At 68.3% G+C, this 22,039-nt stretch carries 20 protein-coding genes and 1 other RNA gene; 8 read left to right on the top strand and 13 right to left on the bottom strand.

Features of this window, described 5'->3' with window-relative positions:
• Positions 1–6 precede the first annotated feature (6 nt).
• Genes ACM608_RS03930 through ACM608_RS03915 form a run of 4 tightly spaced genes read left to right on the top strand, consistent with a single transcriptional unit; the run spans position 7 to position 4,185 of the window.
• Positions 7–1,134 carry a hypothetical protein gene (locus ACM608_RS03930; protein ID WP_419681960.1) on the top strand — a complete coding sequence of 376 codons (1,128 nt, stop codon included), beginning with the start codon at positions 7–9 and terminating at the stop codon, positions 1,132–1,134.
• Entirely contained in the window at positions 1,131–2,501 is a 1,371-nt protein-coding gene (locus tag ACM608_RS03925) for a cytochrome P450 (protein WP_419681958.1), read from the top strand. Before ACM608_RS03930 ends, ACM608_RS03925 begins: the two co-directional genes overlap by 4 nt.
• The gene (gene mtgA, locus ACM608_RS03920) at positions 2,501–3,211 is read left to right on the top strand and encodes a monofunctional biosynthetic peptidoglycan transglycosylase (RefSeq protein WP_419681956.1); all 711 of its coding nucleotides are present in this window, start codon (positions 2,501–2,503) and stop codon (positions 3,209–3,211) included. Before ACM608_RS03925 ends, mtgA begins: the two co-directional genes overlap by 1 nt.
• Positions 3,208–4,185 (top strand): glycosyltransferase, encoded by a 978-nt coding sequence (locus tag ACM608_RS03915; protein WP_419681954.1) that lies wholly within the window; start codon positions 3,208–3,210, stop codon positions 4,183–4,185. Before mtgA ends, ACM608_RS03915 begins: the two co-directional genes overlap by 4 nt.
• On the opposite strand, the gene ACM608_RS03910 is transcribed toward ACM608_RS03915, so the two are convergent.
• The 9 genes from ACM608_RS03910 to ACM608_RS03870 form a co-directional block, all read right to left on the bottom strand.
• Positions 4,182–5,372: a glycosyltransferase family 2 protein gene (locus ACM608_RS03910; protein WP_419681952.1), complete on the bottom strand. Its 1,191-nt coding sequence runs from the start codon at positions 5,370–5,372 to the stop codon at positions 4,182–4,184. The two genes, ACM608_RS03915 and ACM608_RS03910, sit on opposite strands and share 4 nt — an antisense overlap.
• Positions 5,369–6,559: a glycosyltransferase family 4 protein gene (locus tag ACM608_RS03905; protein ID WP_419681950.1), complete on the bottom strand. Its 1,191-nt coding sequence runs from the start codon at positions 6,557–6,559 to the stop codon at positions 5,369–5,371. Before ACM608_RS03905 ends, ACM608_RS03910 begins: the two co-directional genes overlap by 4 nt.
• Before the next feature lie 483 nt (positions 6,560–7,042).
• The gene (locus tag ACM608_RS03900; protein WP_419681948.1) at positions 7,043–7,372 is read right to left on the bottom strand and encodes a YbaB/EbfC family nucleoid-associated protein; all 330 of its coding nucleotides are present in this window, start codon (positions 7,370–7,372) and stop codon (positions 7,043–7,045) included.
• On the bottom strand, positions 7,369–9,063 hold the full coding sequence (locus ACM608_RS03895; RefSeq protein ID WP_419681947.1) for a DNA polymerase III subunit gamma/tau: 1,695 nt from the start codon (positions 9,061–9,063) through the stop codon (positions 7,369–7,371). The genes ACM608_RS03900 and ACM608_RS03895 overlap by 4 nt, the downstream gene beginning before the upstream one ends.
• A 246-nt stretch (positions 9,064–9,309) precedes the next feature.
• Positions 9,310–9,407: signal recognition particle sRNA small type (gene ffs / locus ACM608_RS03890), an RNA gene on the bottom strand.
• Between the two features lie 55 nt (positions 9,408–9,462).
• The gene (locus tag ACM608_RS03885; RefSeq protein WP_419681945.1) at positions 9,463–9,663 is read right to left on the bottom strand and encodes a hypothetical protein; all 201 of its coding nucleotides are present in this window, start codon (positions 9,661–9,663) and stop codon (positions 9,463–9,465) included.
• A 51-nt stretch (positions 9,664–9,714) separates the two neighbouring features.
• Positions 9,715–10,050, bottom strand: a complete 336-nt coding sequence (locus ACM608_RS03880; protein WP_419681943.1) for a 2Fe-2S iron-sulfur cluster-binding protein — start codon at positions 10,048–10,050, stop codon at positions 9,715–9,717.
• Entirely contained in the window at positions 10,047–11,153 is a 1,107-nt protein-coding gene (locus tag ACM608_RS03875) for a cysteine desulfurase family protein (RefSeq protein WP_419681941.1), read from the bottom strand. The genes ACM608_RS03880 and ACM608_RS03875 overlap by 4 nt, the downstream gene beginning before the upstream one ends.
• Positions 11,150–12,247, bottom strand: a complete 1,098-nt coding sequence (locus ACM608_RS03870) for a cysteine desulfurase family protein (RefSeq protein WP_419681940.1) — start codon at positions 12,245–12,247, stop codon at positions 11,150–11,152. Before ACM608_RS03870 ends, ACM608_RS03875 begins: the two co-directional genes overlap by 4 nt.
• A gap of 92 nt (positions 12,248–12,339) precedes the next feature.
• Between ACM608_RS03870 and ACM608_RS03865 the strand changes: the two genes are divergently transcribed.
• Positions 12,340–12,987, top strand: coding sequence for an alpha/beta hydrolase (locus tag ACM608_RS03865; protein WP_419681938.1), 648 nt, complete (start codon positions 12,340–12,342; stop codon positions 12,985–12,987).
• Positions 12,988–13,183: 196 nt separating this feature from the next.
• On the opposite strand, the gene ACM608_RS03860 is transcribed toward ACM608_RS03865, so the two are convergent.
• On the bottom strand, positions 13,184–14,890 hold the full coding sequence (locus ACM608_RS03860) for a DUF885 domain-containing protein (protein ID WP_419681936.1): 1,707 nt from the start codon (positions 14,888–14,890) through the stop codon (positions 13,184–13,186).
• A 105-nt stretch (positions 14,891–14,995) separates the two neighbouring features.
• Here ACM608_RS03860 and ACM608_RS03855 point away from each other — a divergent pair, with 105 nt between their 5' ends.
• Entirely contained in the window at positions 14,996–16,258 is a 1,263-nt protein-coding gene (locus ACM608_RS03855) for an MFS transporter (RefSeq protein WP_419681934.1), read from the top strand.
• Between the two features lie 12 nt (positions 16,259–16,270).
• A complete protein-coding gene (cysK, locus tag ACM608_RS03850) occupies positions 16,271–17,185 on the top strand; it encodes a cysteine synthase A (RefSeq protein ID WP_419681932.1) in 915 nt (304 codons plus the stop codon).
• Between the two features lie 53 nt (positions 17,186–17,238).
• Here the strand turns inward: cysK and ACM608_RS03845 are convergent, their stop codons facing one another.
• Together ACM608_RS03845 and ACM608_RS03840 are read right to left on the bottom strand one after the other, a co-directional pair.
• Entirely contained in the window at positions 17,239–18,069 is an 831-nt protein-coding gene (locus ACM608_RS03845) for an OmpA family protein (RefSeq protein WP_419681930.1), read from the bottom strand.
• 22 nt (positions 18,070–18,091) lie between these two features.
• On the bottom strand, positions 18,092–18,427 hold the full coding sequence (locus ACM608_RS03840) for a hypothetical protein (protein WP_419681928.1): 336 nt from the start codon (positions 18,425–18,427) through the stop codon (positions 18,092–18,094).
• 277 nt (positions 18,428–18,704) lie between these two features.
• Here ACM608_RS03840 and ACM608_RS03835 point away from each other — a divergent pair, with 277 nt between their 5' ends.
• Entirely contained in the window at positions 18,705–20,201 is a 1,497-nt protein-coding gene (locus ACM608_RS03835; protein WP_419681926.1) for an O-antigen ligase family protein, read from the top strand.
• Here ACM608_RS03835 and mutL read toward each other — a convergent pair.
• Positions 20,198–21,967 (bottom strand): DNA mismatch repair endonuclease MutL, encoded by a 1,770-nt coding sequence (mutL, locus tag ACM608_RS03830; RefSeq protein ID WP_419681924.1) that lies wholly within the window; start codon positions 21,965–21,967, stop codon positions 20,198–20,200. The two genes, ACM608_RS03835 and mutL, sit on opposite strands and share 4 nt — an antisense overlap.
• Between the last annotated feature and the right edge of the window lie 72 nt (positions 21,968–22,039).

Below are 22,039 nucleotides of genomic sequence, written 5' to 3'. Positions count from 1 at the left end.
GCCCCCGTGCCCGGCCCCTTCAAGCGCAAAGTGTTCTACCTGCCGGGCTTCGATCCGCGCGGGGCCCGACACTATCACCAGATGTACCGGACGGAGGCGGAGACTTATGGCCGGCTTTCAGGCGAGGCCTTGCAGGTGTCGGATCGGCGGCGCGGCCCGGCGGGAACGGTCGTCTGGAAGGTCGAGAATCCGGCGGCGGGCGTCACCACCGAGTATGACGTGCTCGCCTGGGACGACATCATCCGGCGGGGGTGGATAAGCAATCCGCTGACCCTGTTGGGGCGAAGTGCGCGGACATACTGGAACTACGTTCGCCTGCTCGACTGGCCGCGCGTCGCGAAGCTGCCGCAGGGGCCGGTGGTGACGTTGATGTACCCGCCGCTCTCGACGGTCCTGATCCCGCTGCTGATAGGGCTGATCGTGTTCGCGGTGGCGGCGGTGTGGTTGAGCGGCTGGGCTGCGGTCTCACTCGCGCTGGTCTTCGCGCTCGGGGCCGGTTTCGCCATCCTTCACCGGATGAAGAGCTTCTGGCTGCTGCGGTTCTTCATTTTCAACGACGAGCTGACGCGTGGTGCCGAGGATCCGGCGCTTCATGCCCGGCTCGACAGCTTCGCGGATCATGTGGCCGGGCAGCTGGACGGCCCTTATGACGAGGTGCTGCTGATCACCCACAGCAACGGATCGATCCTGTCGGTTCCCTTGATGCAGCGGCTGCTGAGGCTGCGTGGCGGTGTGATGCCGGCGAACTTTCGCCTGCTGACGCTTGGCCAGTGCATTCCGCTCCTCACCCATCGCAAGGATGCCGGCCCCTTTCGGGCACAGTTGGCCGAGGTCGCGCGTGGCAGGTTCGACTGGCTGGACATCGGGTCTCCGCCAGACGGTGCGGCATTCGCGCGGGTCAATCCGTTCGACCGCATCGCCTCCGCCGAGACCGTCCACCTGCGCCAGATCACGCCCAATTTCTTCCGGTTCTGGAGCCCGGCCGCTTATGCCAAGCGGCGGCGCAACAAGTACGAGACCCATTTCGACTACCTCCGCTGCGGAGAGCGGCTGTCGCCCATCGACCATGTCAGCATGACGGCGGGTCGACGATCGCTGGACGAGGCGGTCGAGGCGTTCAAGGCGGTGGCATGACCGAGCTGTTCACCCCACCCTACCCGATCCCGCACAGATCCAAGTCGTCGCTGTTCAGGCGGTTCCTGAGCGGGTGGGACAGCTGGATCCACACGCTGTTCGAACGCAGTTACACGATGAAGATGGGCGACATCCGCCTGCCCCGCCTCGATTTCTTCATCGCCAACGATCCGCCGATTGTCGAGGCGGTGATGGAGGACAAGGCGGGCATCTATCCCAAGCACGCCTTCCTCAAGGAACTGCTCGACCCGCTGATCGGCAATTCGGTGTTCTCCGCCAATGGCGAGGACTGGCGGCACCAGCGGGAGATGGTGAACCCCTCGTTCCAGCACACCGCGCTGAAGCGGGTATTCCCGGTGATGCGGGCGGCGGTCGATGATCTCGCGGCGAAGCTGGCGGCGATGGACCTGTCCAAGCCGGTGCATATCGATCCGCTGATGACGCATATCGCGGCCGACATCATCTTCCGCACCTTGTTCTCGGTGAAGCTGGACGACGAGGGGGCGGAGCGGATCTATACCTCATTCCACCGCTTCCAGGAGCAGGTGCAACCGGCGGCGATGCTGCGGCTCTACGGCCTGCCGCTGTTCGGATATCGCAAGCGGGCCATCCGCCATGCCGCCGCGATCCATGCCGTGTTCCGGCCGATCGTCGAGCGTCGCCATGCCGCTTACCATGCCGGGATGAAGGGGCAGCCGGAGGACATTCTCGCCTCGCTGCTGGAGGCGCGGCATCCGGTCACCGCCGCGCCGTTCAGCGTGGACGAGCTGATGGAGCAAATCTCCACGATCTTCCTGGCCGGGCATGAGACGGCGGCGAGTTCGATGACATGGGCGCTTTACCTGCTTGGCGAGTGCCGGGACTGGCAGGACGCGTGTCGTGGGGAGATCGCGGCGCAGGTCGGGCCGGACGGCACGACCTTCGAGGACACACGCGCCCTCCCCCTTACCCGCAACGTCTGGCAGGAGACGTTGCGGCTGTACCCGCCGGTCAGCTTCTTCCTGCGCGCCGTGACCCGCGACACCACGATGCGCGGCAAGCGGATGAAGAAGGGGGCGATGCTGGTGATCTCGCCCTGGCTGATCCAGCGCAATTCCAATCACTGGAAATGCCCCCATGCCTTCGATCCGGAGCGGTTCTCAAGGCCGGAGGACAAGGAGGCGTGCCGCCATGCCTTCATGCCGTTCGGCAAGGGCCCGCGGGTGTGCATCGGCGCAGGGTTCGCCAATCAGGAGGGGGTGCTGGTCATTGCCGAGATGCTGCGTCGCTTCCGCTTCACCGCCCTTCCGCATGACAAGCCGCAGCCGGTCAGCCGCCTGACGCTGCGGCCGAAACACGGCGCGCGGCTGATGGTCGAGGCGTTGTGATGGCGGTGCGCGGCCCTCGGGTGAAGCGGTCGCTGCCGGGGCGGATCGGCTGGTTCGTGGTGCGGGCGGTGATCTGGTTCGTGGTCGGCAGCATCGTCTGGGTCGGCATCTACCGCTTCGTGCCGCCGCCGGTCACCATGACCATGATCGGCGGGCTGTTCGACGGACGGGGCATCACCAAGGATTGGATGAGCCTGTCCGACATGGACCCGGACATGGCCCGCGCCGCGATCGCCGCCGAGGACTCGCGCTTCTGTTCGCATCACGGCTTCGATGTCGAGGCGATCGAGAAAGCGTTCAAGCGCAATGCCAGCGGGCGGAAGCTGCGCGGCGGATCGACGATCAGCCAGCAGACCGCCAAGAACGCGTTCCTGTGGCAGGGGCGTTCGTGGGTTCGCAAGGGTTTCGAGGCATGGTTCACCGCGCTGATCGAGCTGATGTGGCCGAAGCGACGGATCATGGAGGTCTACCTGAACATCGCGGAGACGGGGATCGGGACCTATGGGGCGAACGCGGGGTCGATGCGCTATTTCAAGCATGACGCGTCGCGCTTGTCGGTGACCGAGGCGGCGCGGATCGCGGCGGTGCTGCCCTTGCCGCAGAAGCGCGGGGCGGTGGCGCCGACCGGGTTTACCCGGCGATACGGGAGCAGCATCGCGGCGCGGATCGGCGTGGTGCGGCGCGACGGGCTGGACGGGTGCCTGCGGTGAGCGTCGGTGCGGTGGTGATCGGACGCAATGAGGGCGAGCGGCTGAAGGCGTGCCTGCGGTCGCTCGCGGGTGTTCCGACCGTCTACGTGGACTCGGGTTCGACGGACGGGAGCCAGGACTTCGCCGGGTCGGTCGGGGTGGAGGTAGTGGCGCTGCAGGTGCCGCCCGCTTTTACCGCAGCCCGGGCGCGGAACGAGGGGCTGGCGCGGCTGCGGGAGATCATGCCGGAGATCGGCTTCGTGCAGTTCGTGGATGGCGATTGCGAGGTCGAGGCGGGCTGGATCGCGGCCGGGCTGAAGGCATTGCGGGGCGATCAGGAGCTTGGCGGCGTGTTCGGGCGGCGGCGCGAGCGGTTTCCGGAGTCCAGTCTCTACAACCGGATGTGCGACCAGGAATGGGATGTGCCGATCGGGCCGACACCGGCGACCGGCGGTGACGCGCTGTTCCGCGCCGAGGCGCTGGCACAGGTCGGCGGGTACAATCCGGAGCTGATCGCCGGGGAGGAGCCGGATATGTGCCTGCGGATGGGGCGGCATGGCTGGCGGTTCCGGCGGATCGATGCGGCGATGACGGTGCATGACGCCGGTCTGTTCCGCTTCGGCCAGTGGTGGCGGCGGGCGACACGGGCCGGCTATGCGGCGGCGGAGCACGTCGCGCGGCATGGCAGAGCGGGGCTGCCGAGCGATCGGGGTCAGGTCGCAAGGTCACTGATCTATGGCGGGTTGCTGCCGCTGGTGGCGGTGTTTGCCCTTGTTGCCGGGTGGCCGGTCGTCTCGTTGCTGATTCTCCTCCTCTACGTTGCCCGTTGGGTGCGGCTCTGGGGCCGGGAAAGGTGGTGGACGGCGTCGAAGGCGCAGGCCCAGCGAGCCGCCCTCCTCCGCCTCGCTCATCAGTTCGCCGGGATGCAGGGGTTCCTGTCCTATTGGGCGGACCGGCTGCGCGGGCGGAAGCGGGCAATCATCGAATATCGCTAGGGATCGACCCGTTCGGTGCGCGTCCATGACGGGGCGAGGCGGCCGGTCATTATGCGGACGTAGAGCAGTAGTTTCCACAAGATATAGAACGGGATGCGCAACAGCGTTCCGCTCGAGAGGTAAGCTCTGCCCGACGTCACCCAGGCGGCGAGGACGGCGAGGATGGCGAGGCCGGTCAGGACCAGCGAGATCGTCAGCGGCAGGTCCGAGCCGTCGAACGCGCGCAGGCCCGCCGCCGCGCCGAGGCCGAGGGCGTCGAGAACCAGCAGCAGTGCCAAGGGCGGGGTCATGACGTGGAGCGCCTGCCAGATCACCGGCCAGCGCAGGCGGGTGAGGCCGAAGGCGAGGAGCGGCAAGCCTTGGGTCGCGGCGACGCCCATGAAACCGGCTTCCCAACGCGAGCGCTGGACCTCGGTCCCCGCCTGCCCGCTCGGTTCCGACCAGACCTGTGCGCGGCCTTCGAAGCGGATGCGCTTGCCGGCGCGCAGCAGGTCGAGGCCGAGGCAGAGATCCTCGACGATATGGCCGCTGGCGAGCGGCGCGGCGGCGAAGATGGCCCAGGGGAACGCCATGCCGGAGCCGGTGAGTGCTGCGGGCGCGCCGAGGCGAAAGCCGCCACGCTGGCGGATCAGGTTCTTCACCAGCATGGCGAAGGACGAGATCTGCACCATGGGGCTGGCGCGTCGGCGGGGCCGGAACATGTAGGCGGCCTGCGCGACGCAGCGGCGGGTGAAGGCGGTGTCGGCGACACGCTGCAGCGCACCCGGCTCCACCGTGCAATCGGCGTCGAGGACGACGACGACCTCTGGGGGCCGCTCGCTGCCGAGGAGATGGTCGCGGCCGAAGGCGAGCGCCCAGCCCTTGCCGCGCCGGGTGGGATCGTGCCGCTCGATCACCTCGGCCCCGGCGGCGCGGGCAATGTCGGCGGTGTCGTCGGTGCAATTGTCGGCGACGACGAGGCGGCGGCCATGCGGCTCGGCAAGGGCGAGCGCGTTGAGCATCGCCCCGATGCCTTCCGCCTCGTTATGCGCGGGGATCAGGACGGTGAAGCTGGCGGGGCGGCGGTAGAAGGCGCGCCGGCGCTTGTCCTGCGGCGCGAGGCCGAGGACGACCTCGATCACGAACACGCCCGTCAGCAGCCAGAGAGGGGCGAGGACGATGGTGAGGATGATCGCGGGGATGGTCATGCCTCAGCCCCGAACAGGGCGACGAGGTCGCGGCCGATCGCGGCGGCGTCATGCCGTTCGAGGACGCGGCGGCGACCGATTTCGCCCATGCGGGTAAGGTCCTGCGGATCGGCGGCGAGCGCGTCGCGGATCGCCGACTTCAGCGCATCGACCGATCCGGCGGGGACGACCCAGCCGCATTCGCCGTCGACCAGCTCGGGGATGCCGGCGATGGCGGTGGTGACGACCGGGCGGCCAAGCACCAGCGCCTCCATGATGACGACGGGAAGGCCCTCGGCGAAGCTCGGCAGCACCATCGCGCGGGACGCGGCGATATGGGCGCGCACCTCCTGCCCGCTGCAATAGCCCGTCAGGCGGATGCGGTGGCCGAGGCCCTGGTCGGCGATGCGGCGCTCGATCTGGGGGCGGAGTTCGCCGTCGCCGACGAGCGTGAGGGTGAAGTCGACACCTTCGTGCGCGAGTTCGGCGGCGGCGTCGATCAGCAAAGGGAGGCCCTTTTGCGCGCTGAGACGGGCGACGCAGCAGAGGTTGGGGGCAGCCGGCGCGGGCGTGGGATCGGTGATGAAGCCCGCGTCGATGCCGCAGCGGGCAACGACGATCTTCGGCCAGTCTGCGGGATCGCTCCAGCGCATCAGCTGACTGCGGCCGTAGGAGCTGATCGCCATGACGTAGCGAGCGTCGGCGATCTTGGCGCCGAGCGAGAGGCCGCGCGGGTCGTCGAACTCGTCGGGGCCGTGGACGGTGAAGCTGTAGGGCAGGCCGGTGAGGATGTGGACGAGGCGCGCGACCGCCGCCGGGTTGGTGCCGAAATGGGCATGGAGGTGGTCGGCGTCGGTGAGATGGCGGGCGAGCCAGCAGGCCTCGACCAGGTAGATCAAGTGGCGGAAGAGTTTGGCGGGACCGCCCAGGCCCATGCTGATGGCGGCTTTCAGGGCGGCTATGGTGCGGGCGGGCTTGCCGAATAGGGTGCGGAGGAATGCGCCGAGGAGCGCTGCGCCGCCTTGCGTCAGGATGACGGTGGTCAGCGCCTTCTCCCGCTGGTCGGTGGGGTCGGGGAGCGTGCCGGGGTTTGGGCGGATCGAGTAGCGGTCGACCGTCGCGCCGGCGGCCTCGACGGCGATGATCTCGCGCCGGATGAAGCTGTGGCTGACGGCGGGGTAGAGGTTGGTGAGATAGGCTATGCGCACGGTTGTGATCCCCGGCTTGTCTCACCCTTGGATGCGTTCGCGCTGAGCTTGTCGAAGCGCCAGCGTTGCGGTGTTCTCTGGCCCTTCGACAGGCTCAGGGCGAACGGCGTGGGGGTGGCGTTTAGGTGGCCGGGTTGGACCGCGCGGGGTTGGCGGTGAATGAGGCGGAGGCTGAGATGAGCCATGTGCACCGCTGTACCTGCGATCCCACCTCCCCCTCCGTTCGCGCTGAGCCTGTCGAAGCGCCAGCGCGACGGTGTTTGCTGGCCCTTCGACAGGCTCAGGGCGAACGGACGGGGGGTGACCGCGCGGAGTTTGGCCGTGGTGAGATAGGCTATGCGCACGCTGCCGCGTTCCCCTTGCCGTCACCCCGGACGTGTTCCGGGGTCCACCGACGTTACTGACCGAACGCTGTCAACTGGTTACCGGCCGGGATGCGGGTCGGTGGATCCCCGCCTGCGCGGGGATGACGGGCGTTGGTGGTCAGAACGGCAGCTTGAAGCCCGGCGGGAGCATCGCGGTCATCTTGCCCATTTCCTGTTCGCTGACCTGATCGGCCTTCTTGCGGGCGTCGTTGAAGGCGGCGGCGATGAGGTCTTCCAGCATCTGCTTTTCGGAGGGCTGGAGGAGCGAGGGGTCGATGTCGACGGCGATGATGCGGCCCTTGGCCGAGGCCTTGATCTTGACGAGGCCGCCGCCGGACGCGCCCTCCACCTCGATGACGTCGAGATTGGCCTGCGCCTTCGACATCTCCGCCTGGACGTTCTGGGCCGCTTCCTGCGCGGCCTTGAGGAAGTCGTTGAGGTCCTTCACGACAGATTTCTCCATTCCTTGCCGGCGACGCCATAGCCGACCAGCTTTGCTTCGGGAAACGCATCAAGTGCTGCCTTGACGGCAGGCATGTCGCGCACCCGCGTCTCATCCTCCTGTTCGCGCGCCTGCGCCTGGCGGAGGAGCGAGGGTTCGGCCGCCCCCTCCCCCAAGGTCACCGTCCATGCCGCGCCGGTGACCGCCTTCAGCGTGGCGGCGAGTTCCTTGGTGAAATCGCCCTCCAGCGGGCGTTCGGGGCGGAGGACCAGTTCGGGCGGGGCGAAGCGGATGACGCCGCACCAGTCGTGGAGCTGCTGGGCGAGGCGGGGCTTGCCGGCCTTTTCCAGCAGGGCGTCGATCTCGGCCATGCTGGCCGGGAGCGCGGAAGTTGCGGAAGTTGCGGCTGGCGCGGAGCTCGAAGTTGCGGCGGGTGACGCGTCGGAAGTTTGCGAAGTTTGCGCTACGTCACCGCCGGAATCACCGGATTGGAGGCGGCGCAGCAGCTCGCCTGGATCGGGCATGTCGGCGGCGTGGACGACCCGGAGCAACGCCATTTCCGCCGCCTCGATCGGCATGGCGGCGCGGTCGACCTCCTCCAGACCCTTCAGCAGCAGCTGCCAGAAGCGGTGGAGCGAGGCGTGGCCGAGGCGGCTGGCCCAGTCGCCGAACGCCTCCCGCTCCTCGGCGGATTGCGCGGGATCGGGCGCGCCGCCGGCCTTGGCGCGGGTGATGCCGTGGACGGTTTCGAGGAGGCCGCGGATCAGTGAGGCGGGCTCGACCCCAAGATCGTACTGGCCGCGCACGGCGGCGAGCACGGCGGGGGCATCGCCGGAGAGGAGGAGCGCGAAGAGATCGCGCACCGCGCCGCGATCCGACAGGCCGAGCATCTCGCGGACTTGCCCGGCGGTGACCCCGCCGGTGCCGTGGGCGATCGCCTGATCGAGGATCGACAGGCCGTCGCGCGCCGAGCCCTCGGCCGCGCGGGCGATGAGGGCGAGCGCCTCCTCCTCCGCCTCGACGCCTTCCAGCTGGACGACATGGGCGAAATGGCCGGCGAGCTTGTCGGCGGGGATGCGGCGCAGGTCGAAACGCTGGCAGCGGGAGAGGACGGTGACGGGGACCTTGTTCACCTCGGTCGTGGCGAACAGGAATTTGACGTGGGGCGGCGGCTCCTCAAGCGTCTTCAGCAGCGCGTTGAACGCGTTCTTCGACAGCATGTGGACTTCGTCGATGATGTAGACCTTGAAGCGCGCGGAGACGGCGGCGTAGCGCACCGCCTCGATGATCTCCCGCACGTCGTCGACGCCGGTATGGGACGCGGCGTCCATCTCCACCACGTCGATATGGCGGCCCTCGGCGATGGCCTTGCACGGCTCGCATTCGCCGCAGGGGTTGATGGTGGGACCGCCCTGCCCGTCCGGGCCGATGCAGTTGAGCGCCTTGGCGATCAGGCGGGCGGTCGAGGTCTTGCCGACGCCGCGCACGCCGGTCAGCAGGAAGGCATGGGCGAGGCGACCGCGGCGGATGGCGTTGGCGAGCGTCGTCACCATCGCATCCTGCCCGATCAGCTCGGCGAAGCTCTGCGGGCGGTATTTGCGGGCGAGGACGCGGTAGGCGGGGGCCTGCACGACCGGCTGGGGGGCAGGTGGTGGCGGCTGGGGCGGCTCGCCGAGGTCGAAGCCGAGATCAGACATGGTGGCGGGACGCGGCGGTCATGCGGGGATTATGGCACGGCGACGGGGCTGTAGGACAGGGTGTTTGGGCGCTTTTAGTGGTCATCCTCCCCCGCCAGGGGGAGGTGGCAGGCGCAGCCTGACGAAGGGGGAGGACAGGAATGTCCGCTGAATGAGGTGTGCCGCCGTCCTCCCCCTCCGTCGCCTTCGGCGCCACCTCCCCCTGGCGGGGGAGGATGGGAGGGGGAAGGTGCGTGTTGAGCTGTCGGAGGTGGAAGCCGGAACGACCCGGGGCGAAATCGTTGTGGCTGCTACCTTCCGGTCCTGACCAGGTTGGCGACGGCACCGTCCGCCCGACTTCCGGGCGCGCATATGGTGGAAAGGGCCGCGAAGGGCAAGCCGTCGCGACCCTGCCGGCGATCAGCTCTTGGTGACGCCGTTGGGGTTGTCCTTGTCGGGATCGGGTTCGCCGCCGGGGCCGTGATAGGTGATGTCGCTCTGGCCGCCGCGCGGGCCGAAGTCGCCCTTGCCCTTCACCTGATCCTTGTCCTTGAGCGCGCCGCCGCCGCTTTCGCCGCCGCCGGTGCGCCCGCCGCCCGATTCCACGCCGTCTCGTGCCATGATCCTTCTCCTTCACCCGCCGAACGCATGGGAATGGAAAGGGATCACGGCTTAGCGGCGGGCGATGTCGCGACTGGTGGGCGGCAGGCGGACGGTGAGGCTGTCGAGGCCGGTCAGCACGATCTGGCAGGCGAGGCGCGAGGTGCGGGTGACATGGGGAGCGAGGTCGAGGAGGTCGTCCTCCATCTCGCTGGCGCGGGGGAGCTTCGCGAAATCGGCGGCGTCGACGATAACGTGGCAGGTGGAGCAGGCCATCTGACCTTCGCAGGTGCCTTCGAGCGGCTGATCGGCGGCCTGGGCGACGTCGAGGAGGCGCGCGCCCTCCTCCGCCGCGACGGCGACCTCCGCCTTGCCGTCGGCGGCGATGAAGCGGACGGCGATGGTCATGCGAAGGCCTGCTGGCGATGGGCGGCCTCGTTGATGAGGCGGGCGGCGGTGTCGATCTCCTCCTCCGTCGTGTAGCGGCCGAAGCCGAGCCGGATGCTGGCGCGGGCCTGCCGGTCGGTGAGGCCGATGGCGCGGAGGACGTGGCTGGTTCGGCCCGAGCCGCTGGCGCAGGCCGAGCCGGCGGAAAAGGCGATGTCGCGCAGTTCGGAGATCAGGCGGGCGGCGTCGAGACCCTCACGTCGGACGTTGAGGTTGCCGGGATAGCGGGGGAGTTCCGCGCCGTTGAGGGTCCATTCGTCGCCCAGCGCCTCGCGGAAGCGGCGCCAGAGAGTGTCGGTATGGGCGGCGTTGATGACGGAACGCTCGCCCGCGACCTGTGCCGCCGCACCAAAGCCTGCGCAGAGCATCGGGGCGAGCGTGCCGGAGCGGACGCCCCCCTCCTGCCCGCCGCCGTGGAGGAGCGGAGCGATTGTCACGCCGTCGCGGATCCAGAGTGCGCCGATGCCTTTCGGGCCGTGGATCTTGTGGGCGGAGATGGCGATGAGGTCGCAGGCGTCGGTCGGCAGGTCGAGGCGGCCGTAGCCTTGCACGGCGTCGCAGAGCATCAGCGCGCAGGCGTCGTGCGCCAAGCGGGCGAGCGCCTCGACCGGCTGGATGACGCCGATCTCGTTGTTGACGAGCATCGCCGCGACCAGGGCGGTACGGTCATCGATGGCATCCTCCGCCGCGTCGAAATCGACCAGGCCGGCGTGGTTGACGGGGAGGATCACGACCTCGGCATCGAGTGCGGCAACGGTGTCGAGGACGGCGGCGTGTTCGGTTGCGGGGGTGACGATCTTGCGGCGGTTTGGCGGTGCTGCGGCAAGCGCGCCCTTGATCGCCCAGTTCAACGCCTCGGTCGCGCCGCTGGTGAAGTGGATGCGGCCGGCGGGAGCGAAGAGGCTGGCCACGCGGTCACGCGCGAGTTCGACGGTGGCGGCGGCCTCGCGGCCGAGCTTGTGGGGGCTGTGAGGGTTGGCGAACTTGTCGTCGAGGAAGGGGAGCATCGCGGCCCGCGCCTCGGGCGCGAGGGGGGTGGTCGCCTGGTAGTCTAGGTAGATCATGCGGCGCGGCTCCGCGCTTCGCGGGCCATCTTCGACCAGACATCGAGGAAGCGGTCGATGGCGGCGGCGTCGGTGTCGCGGCCGAAGCTGACGCGGATCACCTCGCGCGCCTCCTCCTCCGGCCAGCCCATGGCGGCGAGGACGTGGCTGGGCTTCATGCTGCCGGAGGAACAGGCGCTGCCGGCTGAGACCGCGATGCCGGCGAGGTCGAGGCGGATGAGCTGGGTGGTCGCCGCCATGCCGGGAAGGCGGTAGCTGCCGATGGTAGGGATGCGGGGGCGGTCTTCGGCGACGACCACGCCGCCTTCGGCGCGAATGCCATCTTCGAGGCGGGCGCGGAGGGCGGGCATCATATCGAACCAGTCGCGCGGGGCTTCGAGCGCGGTGGCGAGCGCAATGGCGGCGGGGAGGTTCTCGGTCCCGCCGCGATAGCCGCGTTCCTGGCCGCCGGTGGCGTCCAGCATGGCGAAGTCGCGGACGAGGAGCGCGCCAGTACCGGGGGGCGCGCCGAGCTTGTGGCCGGAGATGGCGATGAGGTCGGCTTGTGGCAGCGGGAGCTTGCCGGCGGATTGGGCGCAGTCGGCGAGATGGAGGGATGTGGGTTCAAGGGAGGCTCGTTCGTCCTGAGCGTAGTCGAGGGACGGGGAACTGACGTCGTCGCTTGTTGCCCGTGCTTCGACTTCGCTCAGCACGAACGGATTCTCGTTGCCTGTTCCGAAAATCTCGCCGGTTTCGTTATTGACATGCTGCTGGGCGATCAGGGCGTCATCACGCCCCTCACCCCCGCCGCCGAGGCGAAGGAGGGCGTCGTGTTCCAGCGGGGACATCCAGCGGTTGGGGCGCTTCGCGCGGCCCCATGCGATCACGAGAGCCTCGGTCGCGCCGCTGGTGAAGATGACCTCGCCCGCCCAATCGAGCGCGCGAGCCACCCTCCCCCGCGCATCCTCCAGCGCGGCGCGGGCGGCGCGGCCTTCGGCGTGGGGGCTGGAGGGGTTGGCCCATTTGACCAGCGCCTCCGCCATGGCCGCGCGCGCCTCCGGCAGGACGGGAGTCGTCGCGGCATGGTCGAGATAGAGGCGCGGCTGAGGGGGCATGTCCGTTATGATTGCGATTGCGGTTCGCATTTCTATATAGGCGCGCTTCCGCCCGCGCGAGCCGTGGGCAACCCAGATTTTGCGAGCCGCACATGCCCGAAGTGATCTTCCCCGGACCCGAAGGACGTTTGGAGGGCCGCTTCAACCCCGGCCCGCGCCCGCGCGCGCCGGTCGCGATGATCCTCCACCCGCATCCGCAGGCGGGCGGCACCATGAACAACCGCATCGTGCAGGCGATGTACCAGACCTTCGTGCGCCGGGGCTTCGCGACCCTCCGCTTCAACTTCCGGGGAGTCGGCAAGAGCCAGGGCGTGTTTGACAACGGCATCGGCGAGCTGTCCGACGCGGCCTCGGCGCTCGACTGGGTGCAGTCGATCCATCCGGAGGCGCAGACCACCTGGATCGCGGGCTATTCCTTCGGCGCGTGGATCGGGATGCAGCTCCTGATGCGGCGTCCGGAGATCAAGGGCTTCATTTCGGTGGTGCCGCCGGCGAACCTCTACGACTTCTCCTTCCTCGCCCCCTGCCCCTCCTCCGGCATCATCATCCAGGGCGAGAAGGACGAGGTGGTGACGCCGCCCGCCATCCAGAAGCTGGTCGATAAGCTCCGCACGCAGCGGCACATCACCATCCACCACGACACCATCCCGAACGCGAACCACTTCTTCGAGCATGAGATGCCCGATTTGATGAAGTCGGTGGACGGGTATCTGGATATGCGGCTGAACGGGGCGGGGTAACGAGAGCATCCTCCCCCGGAGGGGGAGGGGAACCGCCGCAGGCGGTGGAGGGGTAGGTGCCGCGAAAGCCGCGGTTGAAGCTAACCGCTCCGCGTCAAGGCGGCGCTACACGCTCGAACCGGTCTTGCGCGGTGCGCTACCCCTCCACCACCGCCTTTCGGCGGTGGTCCCCCTCCCCTTTCAGGGGAGGATTTGGTCAGAACGCAGACTTGGGCTTTTCCTCGCCCAGCATTGACTGGCGGACGAGTGGGATCGGAGGGCCGCCGAAGCTGAGACAGGCGTCGTGGAAGTCGCGCCACGCCTTCTGGCCGCCGCGGCTCGCCGTCCAGTCTTCGCGGAGCTTGCGGATCATCAGCTTGCCGAGCGTGTAGTTGAGATAGGCGGGGTCGTAGGTGCCGCGCGCCGCCTGCTGCCGCGCATTGCCCTCGTCCTGATAACATTGGGTGCGGAACATGTCGTATGACTGTTCCTGCGTCATGCCCCGCGCGTGAAGGCCGATCGCCGAGAGGTAGCGGCAGTTGCGGAGCAGCGCGTTCGAGAGCTGGCCGATATGCGTCTCGGGACTGCCGGCGTCGAGGCCCGCCTCCCACATCATCTCCTCGGTATAATGGCCCCAGCCCTCGGCATAGGCGTAGCCGACGAAGACGCGACCGACCTTCGACTTCACGCGGTTGGCGTGGAGAAACTGGAGGAAGTGGCCGGGCCAGACCTCATGCACCGAGGTGAACAGCAGGTCGGCCTTGCCGGGCACGAAGCCGTCCTGCACCTCCTTCGACCAGCTCGGGTCCGGCGGGGCGATGTAGTAGGTGGAGGGCAGGCCCTTCTCGTACGGACCGGGGATCTCGATATAGGCGAAGTTCTGGCGATTATAGGCGGGGGCCTCGTCAACCAGCGCCTCCTCGGTGCCGGGGACGGTCACCAGCTTCCGGTCGATGATGAACTGCTTGAGGCCGGCGAGCTGGGCACGGGCGCCCTCGACCGGGCCACCCTGCGGCTTGTCGGCGTTGACCTTGGCCATGCACGCCTCGATGGTCTGGCGGGGCGCGTATTGGGCGCAGGCGTCCTTCAGCGCGGCCTGGTTCCGGGCGAGGTCGGCGCGGCCGATCCGCTCCAGCTCGTCGAGCGGGGTGTCGACCAGTTCGGTCGCCTTGAGCATCCGAGCGAAGCGGTCGGCACCGAGGACGAAGCCGGTCTTGTTGGCGGTCGCGCGCTGGCTTTCGATCCAGTCGCTCAGGCCCTTGAAGGCGGCGGCGGCCTTGGTGAGCGACGCCTCGAACTTTGCCTTGGCGGCGGCGTCCTTGACCTCGGCAAAGGGCGCGCGGGCATCGGGACCGCTCAGATATTCCGCGAAGCCGCCATAGGCCGATACGCCATAGTCGACGAAGCTGACCGGCATGGGCGTCTTCAGGTTGCGGCGGATGTTGGCGATGGCGGCGGGGACGTTGTCGGCCCAAATCGTCATCGCCTTCATCCGTTCGGCCGGCGGCGCATAGGGGCGGGTCGCGTAGATGCTGGGGCTGATCCAGTTCAGGTAATAGGCCGGGTTGGTGTGCGGCTGATCGGCGTCCTCCATCCAGAACTGCAAGCCCGACATCATGACGATCAGGTAGTCGCGCTCCAGCCGCTGCTCCGGCGTCAGAGAGCGGTCGTCGAAGGTCTTCGCCTTGGCCTGAACGTCCTTGAAGAACGCGATCTCGGCCTTGAGCCCGGCATCGCTCCAGTCGGGCAGCTTGCCGTCGAACTCGTGCCGGCCGAGATTGACCGCGTTCGACGGTTCGATCCTGAAGAAGCTTTCCAGCGTCTCGTCCACAAAGCTTTGCCAGTTCGGTGCGGCGAGGGCGGCGGCGGGAACGCTGGCGAGCAAGGCGGCGGCGATCGCGATCATCGGGCGCGGCATTTTCATCTTATCGACTCTCCCTGAATCCCCCGCCATCAAGTCGCCCGCGCGCCGGCTTTTGTCCAGCGCGAGGGTTGCGGGCCGCGCGGCGACACGCCTAGACGAGCCGCGATGTCCGGCGCACCCCACCCGTTCACTTTCAGTGACTTCCGCTTCTACTGGACCGCTCGATTCGCCGCCACCATCGCGCAGATGTCGATGGTGATCGTGGTCGGTTGGCAGGTCTACGACATCGCGCGGCGGACGATGAGCATCCAGGATGCGGCGCTACAACTCGGCTATATAGGCGTGTGCCAGTTCGTACCGCTGCTCGCGCTGACCCTGCTGGTGGGCTGGGCGGCCGACCGGGTCGATCGGCGATGGATCGCGCGGGGGGCGGTGTTCCTGGAGTTTTCCTGCGCCGCCTCGCTCGCCTGGTTCGCATGGGAGGGGACGACGACCCTAACCGACCTGTTCGTGATCGCGGGCCTCCTCGGCGTGGCGCGCGCCTTTGCCGGGCCGGCGCTGTCGGGGATCGCGCCCAATATCGTCCCGGCGGCGTCGCTGCCGACCGCGATCGCGATGAGCTCGATCGCCTGGCAGGGTGGTGCGGTGATCGGGCCTGCGCTCGGCGGGCTGCTCTACGCCCAAAGCCACTTCCTGCCCTATGCGGTGAGCGCGGGGCTGTTCGGTGTCTCGTTCCTCTGCCTGACGATGGTGCGGCCGTTCCCGCGCAAGCGGCTGGACAGCGGGGTCAGCCCGTGGCGGCAGATGATCGAGGGCGTGCATTATGTGCGGCGCAACCGGCTGGTGCTCGGCGCGATCTCGCTCGACCTGTTCGCGGTGCTGCTGGGCGGGGCGACGGCGATGCTGCCGATCTTCGCGCGCGATGTGCTGATGGTGGGGGCCGAGGGCCTGGGCGAGCTGCGCGCGGCGCCGGCGGTGGGTGCGGCGGCGACGGCTTTGCTCTTCGCCTTCCGGCCGCTCAAGACCAATGTCGGGCTGAAGATGATGGCGGCAGTCGCGGTGTTCGGGCTGGCGACGGTGATCTTCGGCTTTTCGCGGTGGATGCCGCTGTCGCTCGCCTGTCTGGCCGTGCTGGGCGCGGCGGACATGCTGTCGGTCTATGTTCGGCAGTCGCTGATCCAGATCTACACGCCCGACGACATGCGCGGGCGGGTCGGCGCGGTGTCCAGCCTGTTCATCTCCGGATCGAACGAGCTGGGCGAGGCGGAATCCGGGCTGCTCGCATCGACGATCGGGCCGGTGCCGGCGGTGATCGCGGGGGGCGTGGGCGCAGTGCTCGTCACCGTGCTATGGCTGAAATGGTTTCCCGAACTGAAGAATGCGCGCACATTCGAGCCGCCGAAGACACTTGAGAACCCGCCGCTCTAAGGAGGTGCTGACATGAAGGCCGACTCTATTCTCGCCACCATCGGCAACACGCCGCATATCCGCGTCAGCCGCCTGTTCCCGGATGCCGAGGTGTGGATCAAGTCCGAGCGGTCGAATCCCGGCGGGTCGATCAAGGACCGCATCGCGCTCGCCATGATCGAGGATGCGGAGGCGGCGGGCAGACTGCAGCCGGGCGGCACGATCGTCGAGCCGACGTCCGGCAATACCGGCATCGGCCTCGCCATGGTCGCGGCGGTGAAGGGTTACAAACTGATCCTTGTCATGCCGGAGAGCATGTCGATCGAGCGGCGGCGCCTGATGCTGGCCTATGGCGCGAGCTTCGACCTCACCCCGCGCGAGAAGGGGATGAAGGGCGCGATCGAGCGGGCGCTGGAGCTGGTCGAGCAGACGCCGAGCGCATGGATGCCACAGCAGTTTGAGAACCCGGCGAACATCTCGGTGCATCACCGGACGACCGCGCGGGAGATCCTGGCCGACTTTGCCGATGCGCCGCTCGACGCGATCATCACCGGCGTGGGCACCGGCGGGCATATCACAGGGGTCGCCGACGTGTTGAAGGCGGAGTGGCCGGGGCTGAAGGTGTTCGCGGTAGAGCCGACCTTGTCGCCGGTGATCTCGGGCGGCCAGCCGGGGCCGCATCCGATTCAGGGGATCGGCGCGGGCTTCGTACCGCGCAACCTGCACACGCAGATGCTCGACGGGGTGATCCAGGTGGATCCGGCGGACGCCAAGGAGATGGCGCGGCGGGCGGCGCGGGAGGAAGGGATGCTGGTCGGCATCTCATCCGGCGCGACCCTGCAGGCGATCAGGCAGAAGCTGGCAGAGACGCCGGGACTGCGCGTGCTCGGCTTCAACTACGACACGGGCGAGCGGTATCTGTCGGTGCCGGACTTCCTGCCCGAATGAAGAAAAGGGCCGCGCGTCGGCTGGCGCGCGGCCCTTCTTTCGCGGGCTAGACCTTACTGGACGGCGGCGAGATTGTTCGCCTGCTGGCCGACCAGCGTGATCTCGACGCGGCGGTTCTGCTGACGACCGGCGGCGTTGTTGTTGTCGGCGATCGGCTGCGATTCGCCGTGGCCGAGCGCCTGGATGCGGTTCGGATCGATACCCATGGAGCCGAGCGCGGTGCGCACCGCGCTGGCGCGCGCGTCCGACAGCTGCTGGTTCAGGGCGTCGCTGCCCTGCGCGTCGGTATGGCCATCGACGCGGACCTTAACCTCAGGGTTGGCGCGCAGATAGTTGGCGAGCGGCGCGAGGCGGGCCGAGGCACCCGGCTTCAGCTCGGCACGACCGGTCTCGAACACCACGTCCTGGAGGACGAGAGTCGCGCCGAGGGCGGTCTGCTTCATCTTCAGCTCGGCAAGCTGCGCCTTGGCCTTCTCGGCCTCGGCAGCGGCGGCGGCCGCATCGGCGCGGGCGCGCTCGGCATCCGCCGCCTGCGAGGCGAGCTGATCCTGCTTGGCCTTGGCGGCGGCGGACGCATCCTGCTTCGCCATCTCGACCTGGGCGCGGCTGCGCGCTGTCTGGATCAGCGTGTCGATCTCGGCAGTGGTCGCCTTGATCTGGTCGGTCTTGTCGTCGTCCAGCCGCTTCTTCAGCGTCGGGAGCGCCGCCATAGCCCGGTCGAGCTCGGCACCGCCATATTGCTGGACACCCGGCTCGCCGCGCGCCGCGACGATCTTGTCGCGATACTGTTCGAGCATGACCTTGTCGGCCTTGTCAGCCAAAGCGGGGGTGGAGACGGTGGCAAGCGCCGTCGCGGCCATCAGGCCGAGGAACATGGTCTTCATCGTGTCTCTCCTGATCGGCGGATTACTGGTTCAGCGTGGCCGTCTGGTTCTGGATCAGCTGCTTCTGCTGGGTCGAGGAGGCGAGCTCGGCAAGCGCGTTGGCTTCCTTCGCGGCGGCGATGGCGGTGTCCTCGTCGCTCTTGTCGAATTCGTGCTGCGCCTTGTCGAGGGCGATGCGGGCGCGCGACTGGATATCGGCGGCTTCGCCGGTGACGCCGTTCTTCTCGTTGAGGTCGACCTTCGCCTTGGCGGCGGCGATCGCGACGCGGGCATTATCCCGGTCACCCGCGAGCGCCGGCGAGGAAAGCGAGAGGACGAGGGCTGCCGAGGCGGCGGCGGCAAGAATTTGGTTGCGCATCTCAGATACTCCGATGGTTGCTTGGCCGCTGGCGAAAAGACCTGATCGCGCGATTGGTTCCGCCGTTTGGGGCCGTTCATCGGAGAGACATGTTGCGGGCGAGTTCTGGGCATTGCCACCCGTCTTGCGAAGACTTTGAAGATCACTTCGTTCTTTAACGCGTCTTAACACTTGTATTCGGGGCTTCACGTCCCGGTGCATCGGCGTGTCGGCCCGTTCTCCGCTGTTCCCCCCTTCTTCATTTCTGCGTAAGCAGATTCCGGCACGGAGCGGCGCGATGAAGATCTATGTGATCATGATGATCCTGTTCACGCTGGCCTGTGCAGGTCTGCGCTGGGCGGGCAACGCGCAGATGCGGGAGGTCGTCTCGCCGCGCTTCTGTGCGGGTTCCGCCATCATGCTGCTGGCGGGGTTCCTGCTGCATTCGATCCTGCTCATGCTGATCGTCTGCACGGTGGTGAGCGCCGTGACCGCGCGGAACCGAACCGATGCGCTCGTGCAGTTCCTGCTCTATTACGTCCTGCTCCCCGACATCCGCTACGAATGGTCGGTCGGCAGCACCTACCTCTTCACCGTCTTTCTGCATCATGCCTTCACCCTCGCCTTTCTGATCAACCTGCAGCGCTTTCCCGCGGATCAGCCTGCGCGGCGCGGAATGTCGGCGGAGGACGCCGTCATGGCCTTCCTCATCTTCATGTTCGCGGTCGCCTGGACCCGCTTCCCCTCGGTCACCATCGCCGGCCGGCAGATCGTCGATACCGTGATCAACCTGGTGATCCCGTACCTGGCGCTCCGCTCCACCATCCGCACGGAGGGCAGCCTGCAGCGCCTGATCCTGGCGATCGTGGCGGCGGCCGTCATCCTGTCGGTCTATACCGCCTACGAGTACAGGTTCGGCTGGGTGCTGTTCGGCCAGATCACCGGCAATTTCGAGTATGCGACCAGCTTCAACGCCAACCTGTCGATCAGGAACGGCGCGCTCAGGGCATCCGCGAGCTTCCTGAACCCGCTGGCGCTCGCGAGCTTCCTGTCGCTCGCGGTCCTTGGCGCGGGCGTATCGCGGCGTGATTTCAACGGAACGGTGCCGTGGATCGGCACCTGCCTCGTGATCCTCTACGGGCTGTATACCACCCAGTCGCGGGGCAACACCGTGATGCTGGGCCTCGGTATCCTGATCCTCCTCCTCACCCGACGCCAGATCGGGACGGCGGCGGCACTGATGGCGACGGGTCTTGCCGCCTATGCCGCCAGCGCGACGATGTCGGTGGGCGGCCGCGACGCCGCCCTGTTCGGCACCGACACCCGCGTCGTCTATGCCGGCAAGGTCTATAGCGACTATCGCGGCCTGCTGCTCGACCGGGGTGTCGACGAGATCAGGAAGCACCCGCTGACGGGCCAGACCTTCGAGGACACGCTGGCAAGCCTGCAGGACATCAAGCAGGGCGAGAAGATCGTCGATCTGGTGAATTTCTACCTCAACGTCGCGCTCGTCTCCGGCCTGCCGGGGCTGCTCATCTTCGTAACCGGCCTGGCGATGGTCCTCCTCCGCCTGATCACCGGCAATCCGGCTGCGGGCCGCATGAACGCCTATCGCGGGTTCGTGCTCGCAAGCTTCGCGACCTACCTCGCGCAGCTCGCCTTCATGTCGTTCATCAGCCGCATGCCCCTCCTGATGATGCTCCTGCTGGCGAGCGCGCGGGCGGTGTCGCTGGCGCCGCAAGCCAGGCGCGAGCGCATCGTGCCGCCGGTCGCCCCAGACCCGCTTCCCGCCTAGGCGCGACCGAACAGCTTCTCGACGGTCTTGAGGTCGAGCTTTACCCAGGTGGGGCGGCCGTGGTTGCATTGGCCGGAATGGGGGGTGACCTCCATTTCGCGGAGGAGGGCGTTCATCTCGGCGACGGAGAGGACGCGGCCGGCGCGGACGGAGCCGTGGCAGGCCATGGTCGCGGCGACATGGTCGAGGCGTTCCTTGAGGCTCAACGCCTCATCGAAGGCGGCGAGTTCGTCGGCGAGATCGGTGACGAGGCCCCTCACCTCGCTGTTCCCGAGCAGCGCGGGGGTGCTGCGGACCAGCATCGCGCGGGGCCCGAAGCGTTCGAGTTCGAGACCGAAGCCGGCGAGTTCGGCCTGTCGCGCCTCCAGCCGGTCGCAGCCGGGTTCGTCCAGCTCGACCACTTCGGGGAGGAGGAGCGCCTGCGCCGCGACGCCGCCATCCGCCACCGCGCGGCGCATTCGTTCGAGGACGAGGCGTTCATGGGCGGCGTGCTGGTCAACGAGGACGAGCCCGTCCTCCGCCTCGGCGACGATGTAGGTGGCGGCGACCTGGCCGCGCGCGATGCCGAGCGGGTGCTGGGCGGCGGCCGGCGGGGCGTGGGTGGCGGGTTCGGCGCGGCCGGCGGGGCGATAGTCGAGCGCGGCATCGAAGAGGCGGTGGGTCTCTCCGGCAGAGACGGGGCTGTAGCTTGCTGGCGGACTGCCCCACCCCAAACCCTCCCCTGAAGGGGAGGGGCTTCGCGTTTGGCCAAGAGCGCCCAGGTCGGCACGCTGGACGCTGCGGAAGCCGGCTTCGTCCAGCGCCGCCCGGAGGCCGCCGACGATCAGGCCGCGCACCAGCGCCGGGTCGCGGAAGCGGACCTCGGTCTTGGCGGGGTGGACGTTCACGTCGACCTCCTCGGGCGGGAGATCGATGAACAAGGCGAGGACCGGGTGGCGGTCGCGGGCGAGCATGTCCTGATAGGCACCGCGCACGGCGCCGATCAGCAGGCGGTCCTTCACCGGGCGGCCGTTGACGAAGAGGTACTGGTGGTCGGCGACGCCGCGATTGAAGGTCGGCAGCCCGGCGACACCGCCCAGCCGCACTGGCCCACGCAGATGATCGATGCCGACCGAATTCTCGGCGAGCGCGCGGTCGGTGAGCGCGGCGACGCGGGCCGGCCGGTCCTCGCCCGCAGGCACCGACAGCGCACGGCGACCGTCATGTTCGACCGCGAAGGCGATGTCCGGCCGCGCCATTGCCAGCCGGCGCACGACATCGAGGCAGGCGGCATATTCGGCACGGGGACTGCGCAGGAACTTGCGGCGGGCGGGCACGCGTTCGAACAAAGCCTCGACCGTGACGCGGGTGCCGGGCGGGATGGCGGCGGGGCCTTCCGCCACCAGCTGGCCGTTGTCCACGAGGCGGCTCCAGCCGTCCGCCCCGCGCGGGCGGCTCTCGATGGTCACACGGGCGACGCTGGCGATCGAGGGCAGCGCCTCGCCCCGGAAGCCGAGGGTGGCGACCAGTTCGATGGCGTCGTCGGGCAGCTTTGACGTGGCGTGGCGTTCCAGCGCGAGCGCGATCTCGGCCGGGGTCATGCCGCAGCCGTCGTCCGCCACCTCGATCAGCGTGGTGCCGCCGTCGATCAGCCTGACGGCGACGCGGGTCGACCCGGCGTCGATCGCGTTCTCGACCAACTCCTTGAGCGCGCTGGCCGGTCTTTCCACCACTTCACCGGCGGCGATCCGGTTGACGAGATGTTCGGGCAGGCGTCGTATTGACATGGGTTCACCCCTAGCCCAACGGACGGCCCTCCGCGACATCCGGAAATGCATTGGTGAACCGCTCACTTATGC

Source organism: Sphingomonas sp. ID0503, from assembly GCF_048565625.1.
In the GTDB taxonomy this organism is placed as follows: Bacteria; Pseudomonadota; Alphaproteobacteria; order Sphingomonadales; family Sphingomonadaceae; genus JBLZUR01.
Note: the sequence above shows the minus strand (reverse complement) of the source record. Positions and strands in the feature narration are given on the sequence as shown.

What these genes read in the sequence shown, in the direction of transcription:
- ACM608_RS03910 (WP_419681952.1), bottom strand. Translation starts at nt 5,372, where the DNA reads ATGACCATCCCCGCGATCATCCTCACCATCGTCCTCGCCCCTCTCTGG.
- ACM608_RS03865 (WP_419681938.1), top strand. Translation starts at nt 12,340, where the DNA reads ATGCCCGAAGTGATCTTCCCCGGACCCGAAGGACGTTTGGAGGGCCGC.
- ACM608_RS03895 (WP_419681947.1), bottom strand. Translation starts at nt 9,063, where the DNA reads ATGTCTGATCTCGGCTTCGACCTCGGCGAGCCGCCCCAGCCGCCACCA.
- ACM608_RS03860 (WP_419681936.1), bottom strand. Translation starts at nt 14,890, where the DNA reads ATGAAAATGCCGCGCCCGATGATCGCGATCGCCGCCGCCTTGCTCGCC.
- mtgA (WP_419681956.1), top strand. Translation starts at nt 2,501, where the DNA reads ATGGCGGTGCGCGGCCCTCGGGTGAAGCGGTCGCTGCCGGGGCGGATC.
- ACM608_RS03870 (WP_419681940.1), bottom strand. Translation starts at nt 12,247, where the DNA reads ATGCCCCCTCAGCCGCGCCTCTATCTCGACCATGCCGCGACGACTCCC.
- ACM608_RS03880 (WP_419681943.1), bottom strand. Translation starts at nt 10,050, where the DNA reads ATGACCATCGCCGTCCGCTTCATCGCCGCCGACGGCAAGGCGGAGGTC.
- ACM608_RS03875 (WP_419681941.1), bottom strand. Translation starts at nt 11,153, where the DNA reads ATGATCTACCTAGACTACCAGGCGACCACCCCCCTCGCGCCCGAGGCG.
- cysK (WP_419681932.1), top strand. Translation starts at nt 16,271, where the DNA reads ATGAAGGCCGACTCTATTCTCGCCACCATCGGCAACACGCCGCATATC.
- ACM608_RS03835 (WP_419681926.1), top strand. Translation starts at nt 18,705, where the DNA reads ATGAAGATCTATGTGATCATGATGATCCTGTTCACGCTGGCCTGTGCA.
- ACM608_RS03840 (WP_419681928.1), bottom strand. Translation starts at nt 18,427, where the DNA reads ATGCGCAACCAAATTCTTGCCGCCGCCGCCTCGGCAGCCCTCGTCCTC.
- ACM608_RS03925 (WP_419681958.1), top strand. Translation starts at nt 1,131, where the DNA reads ATGACCGAGCTGTTCACCCCACCCTACCCGATCCCGCACAGATCCAAG.
- ACM608_RS03855 (WP_419681934.1), top strand. Translation starts at nt 14,996, where the DNA reads ATGTCCGGCGCACCCCACCCGTTCACTTTCAGTGACTTCCGCTTCTAC.
- ACM608_RS03845 (WP_419681930.1), bottom strand. Translation starts at nt 18,069, where the DNA reads ATGAAGACCATGTTCCTCGGCCTGATGGCCGCGACGGCGCTTGCCACC.
- ACM608_RS03885 (WP_419681945.1), bottom strand. Translation starts at nt 9,663, where the DNA reads ATGGCACGAGACGGCGTGGAATCGGGCGGCGGGCGCACCGGCGGCGGC.
- mutL (WP_419681924.1), bottom strand. Translation starts at nt 21,967, where the DNA reads ATGTCAATACGACGCCTGCCCGAACATCTCGTCAACCGGATCGCCGCC.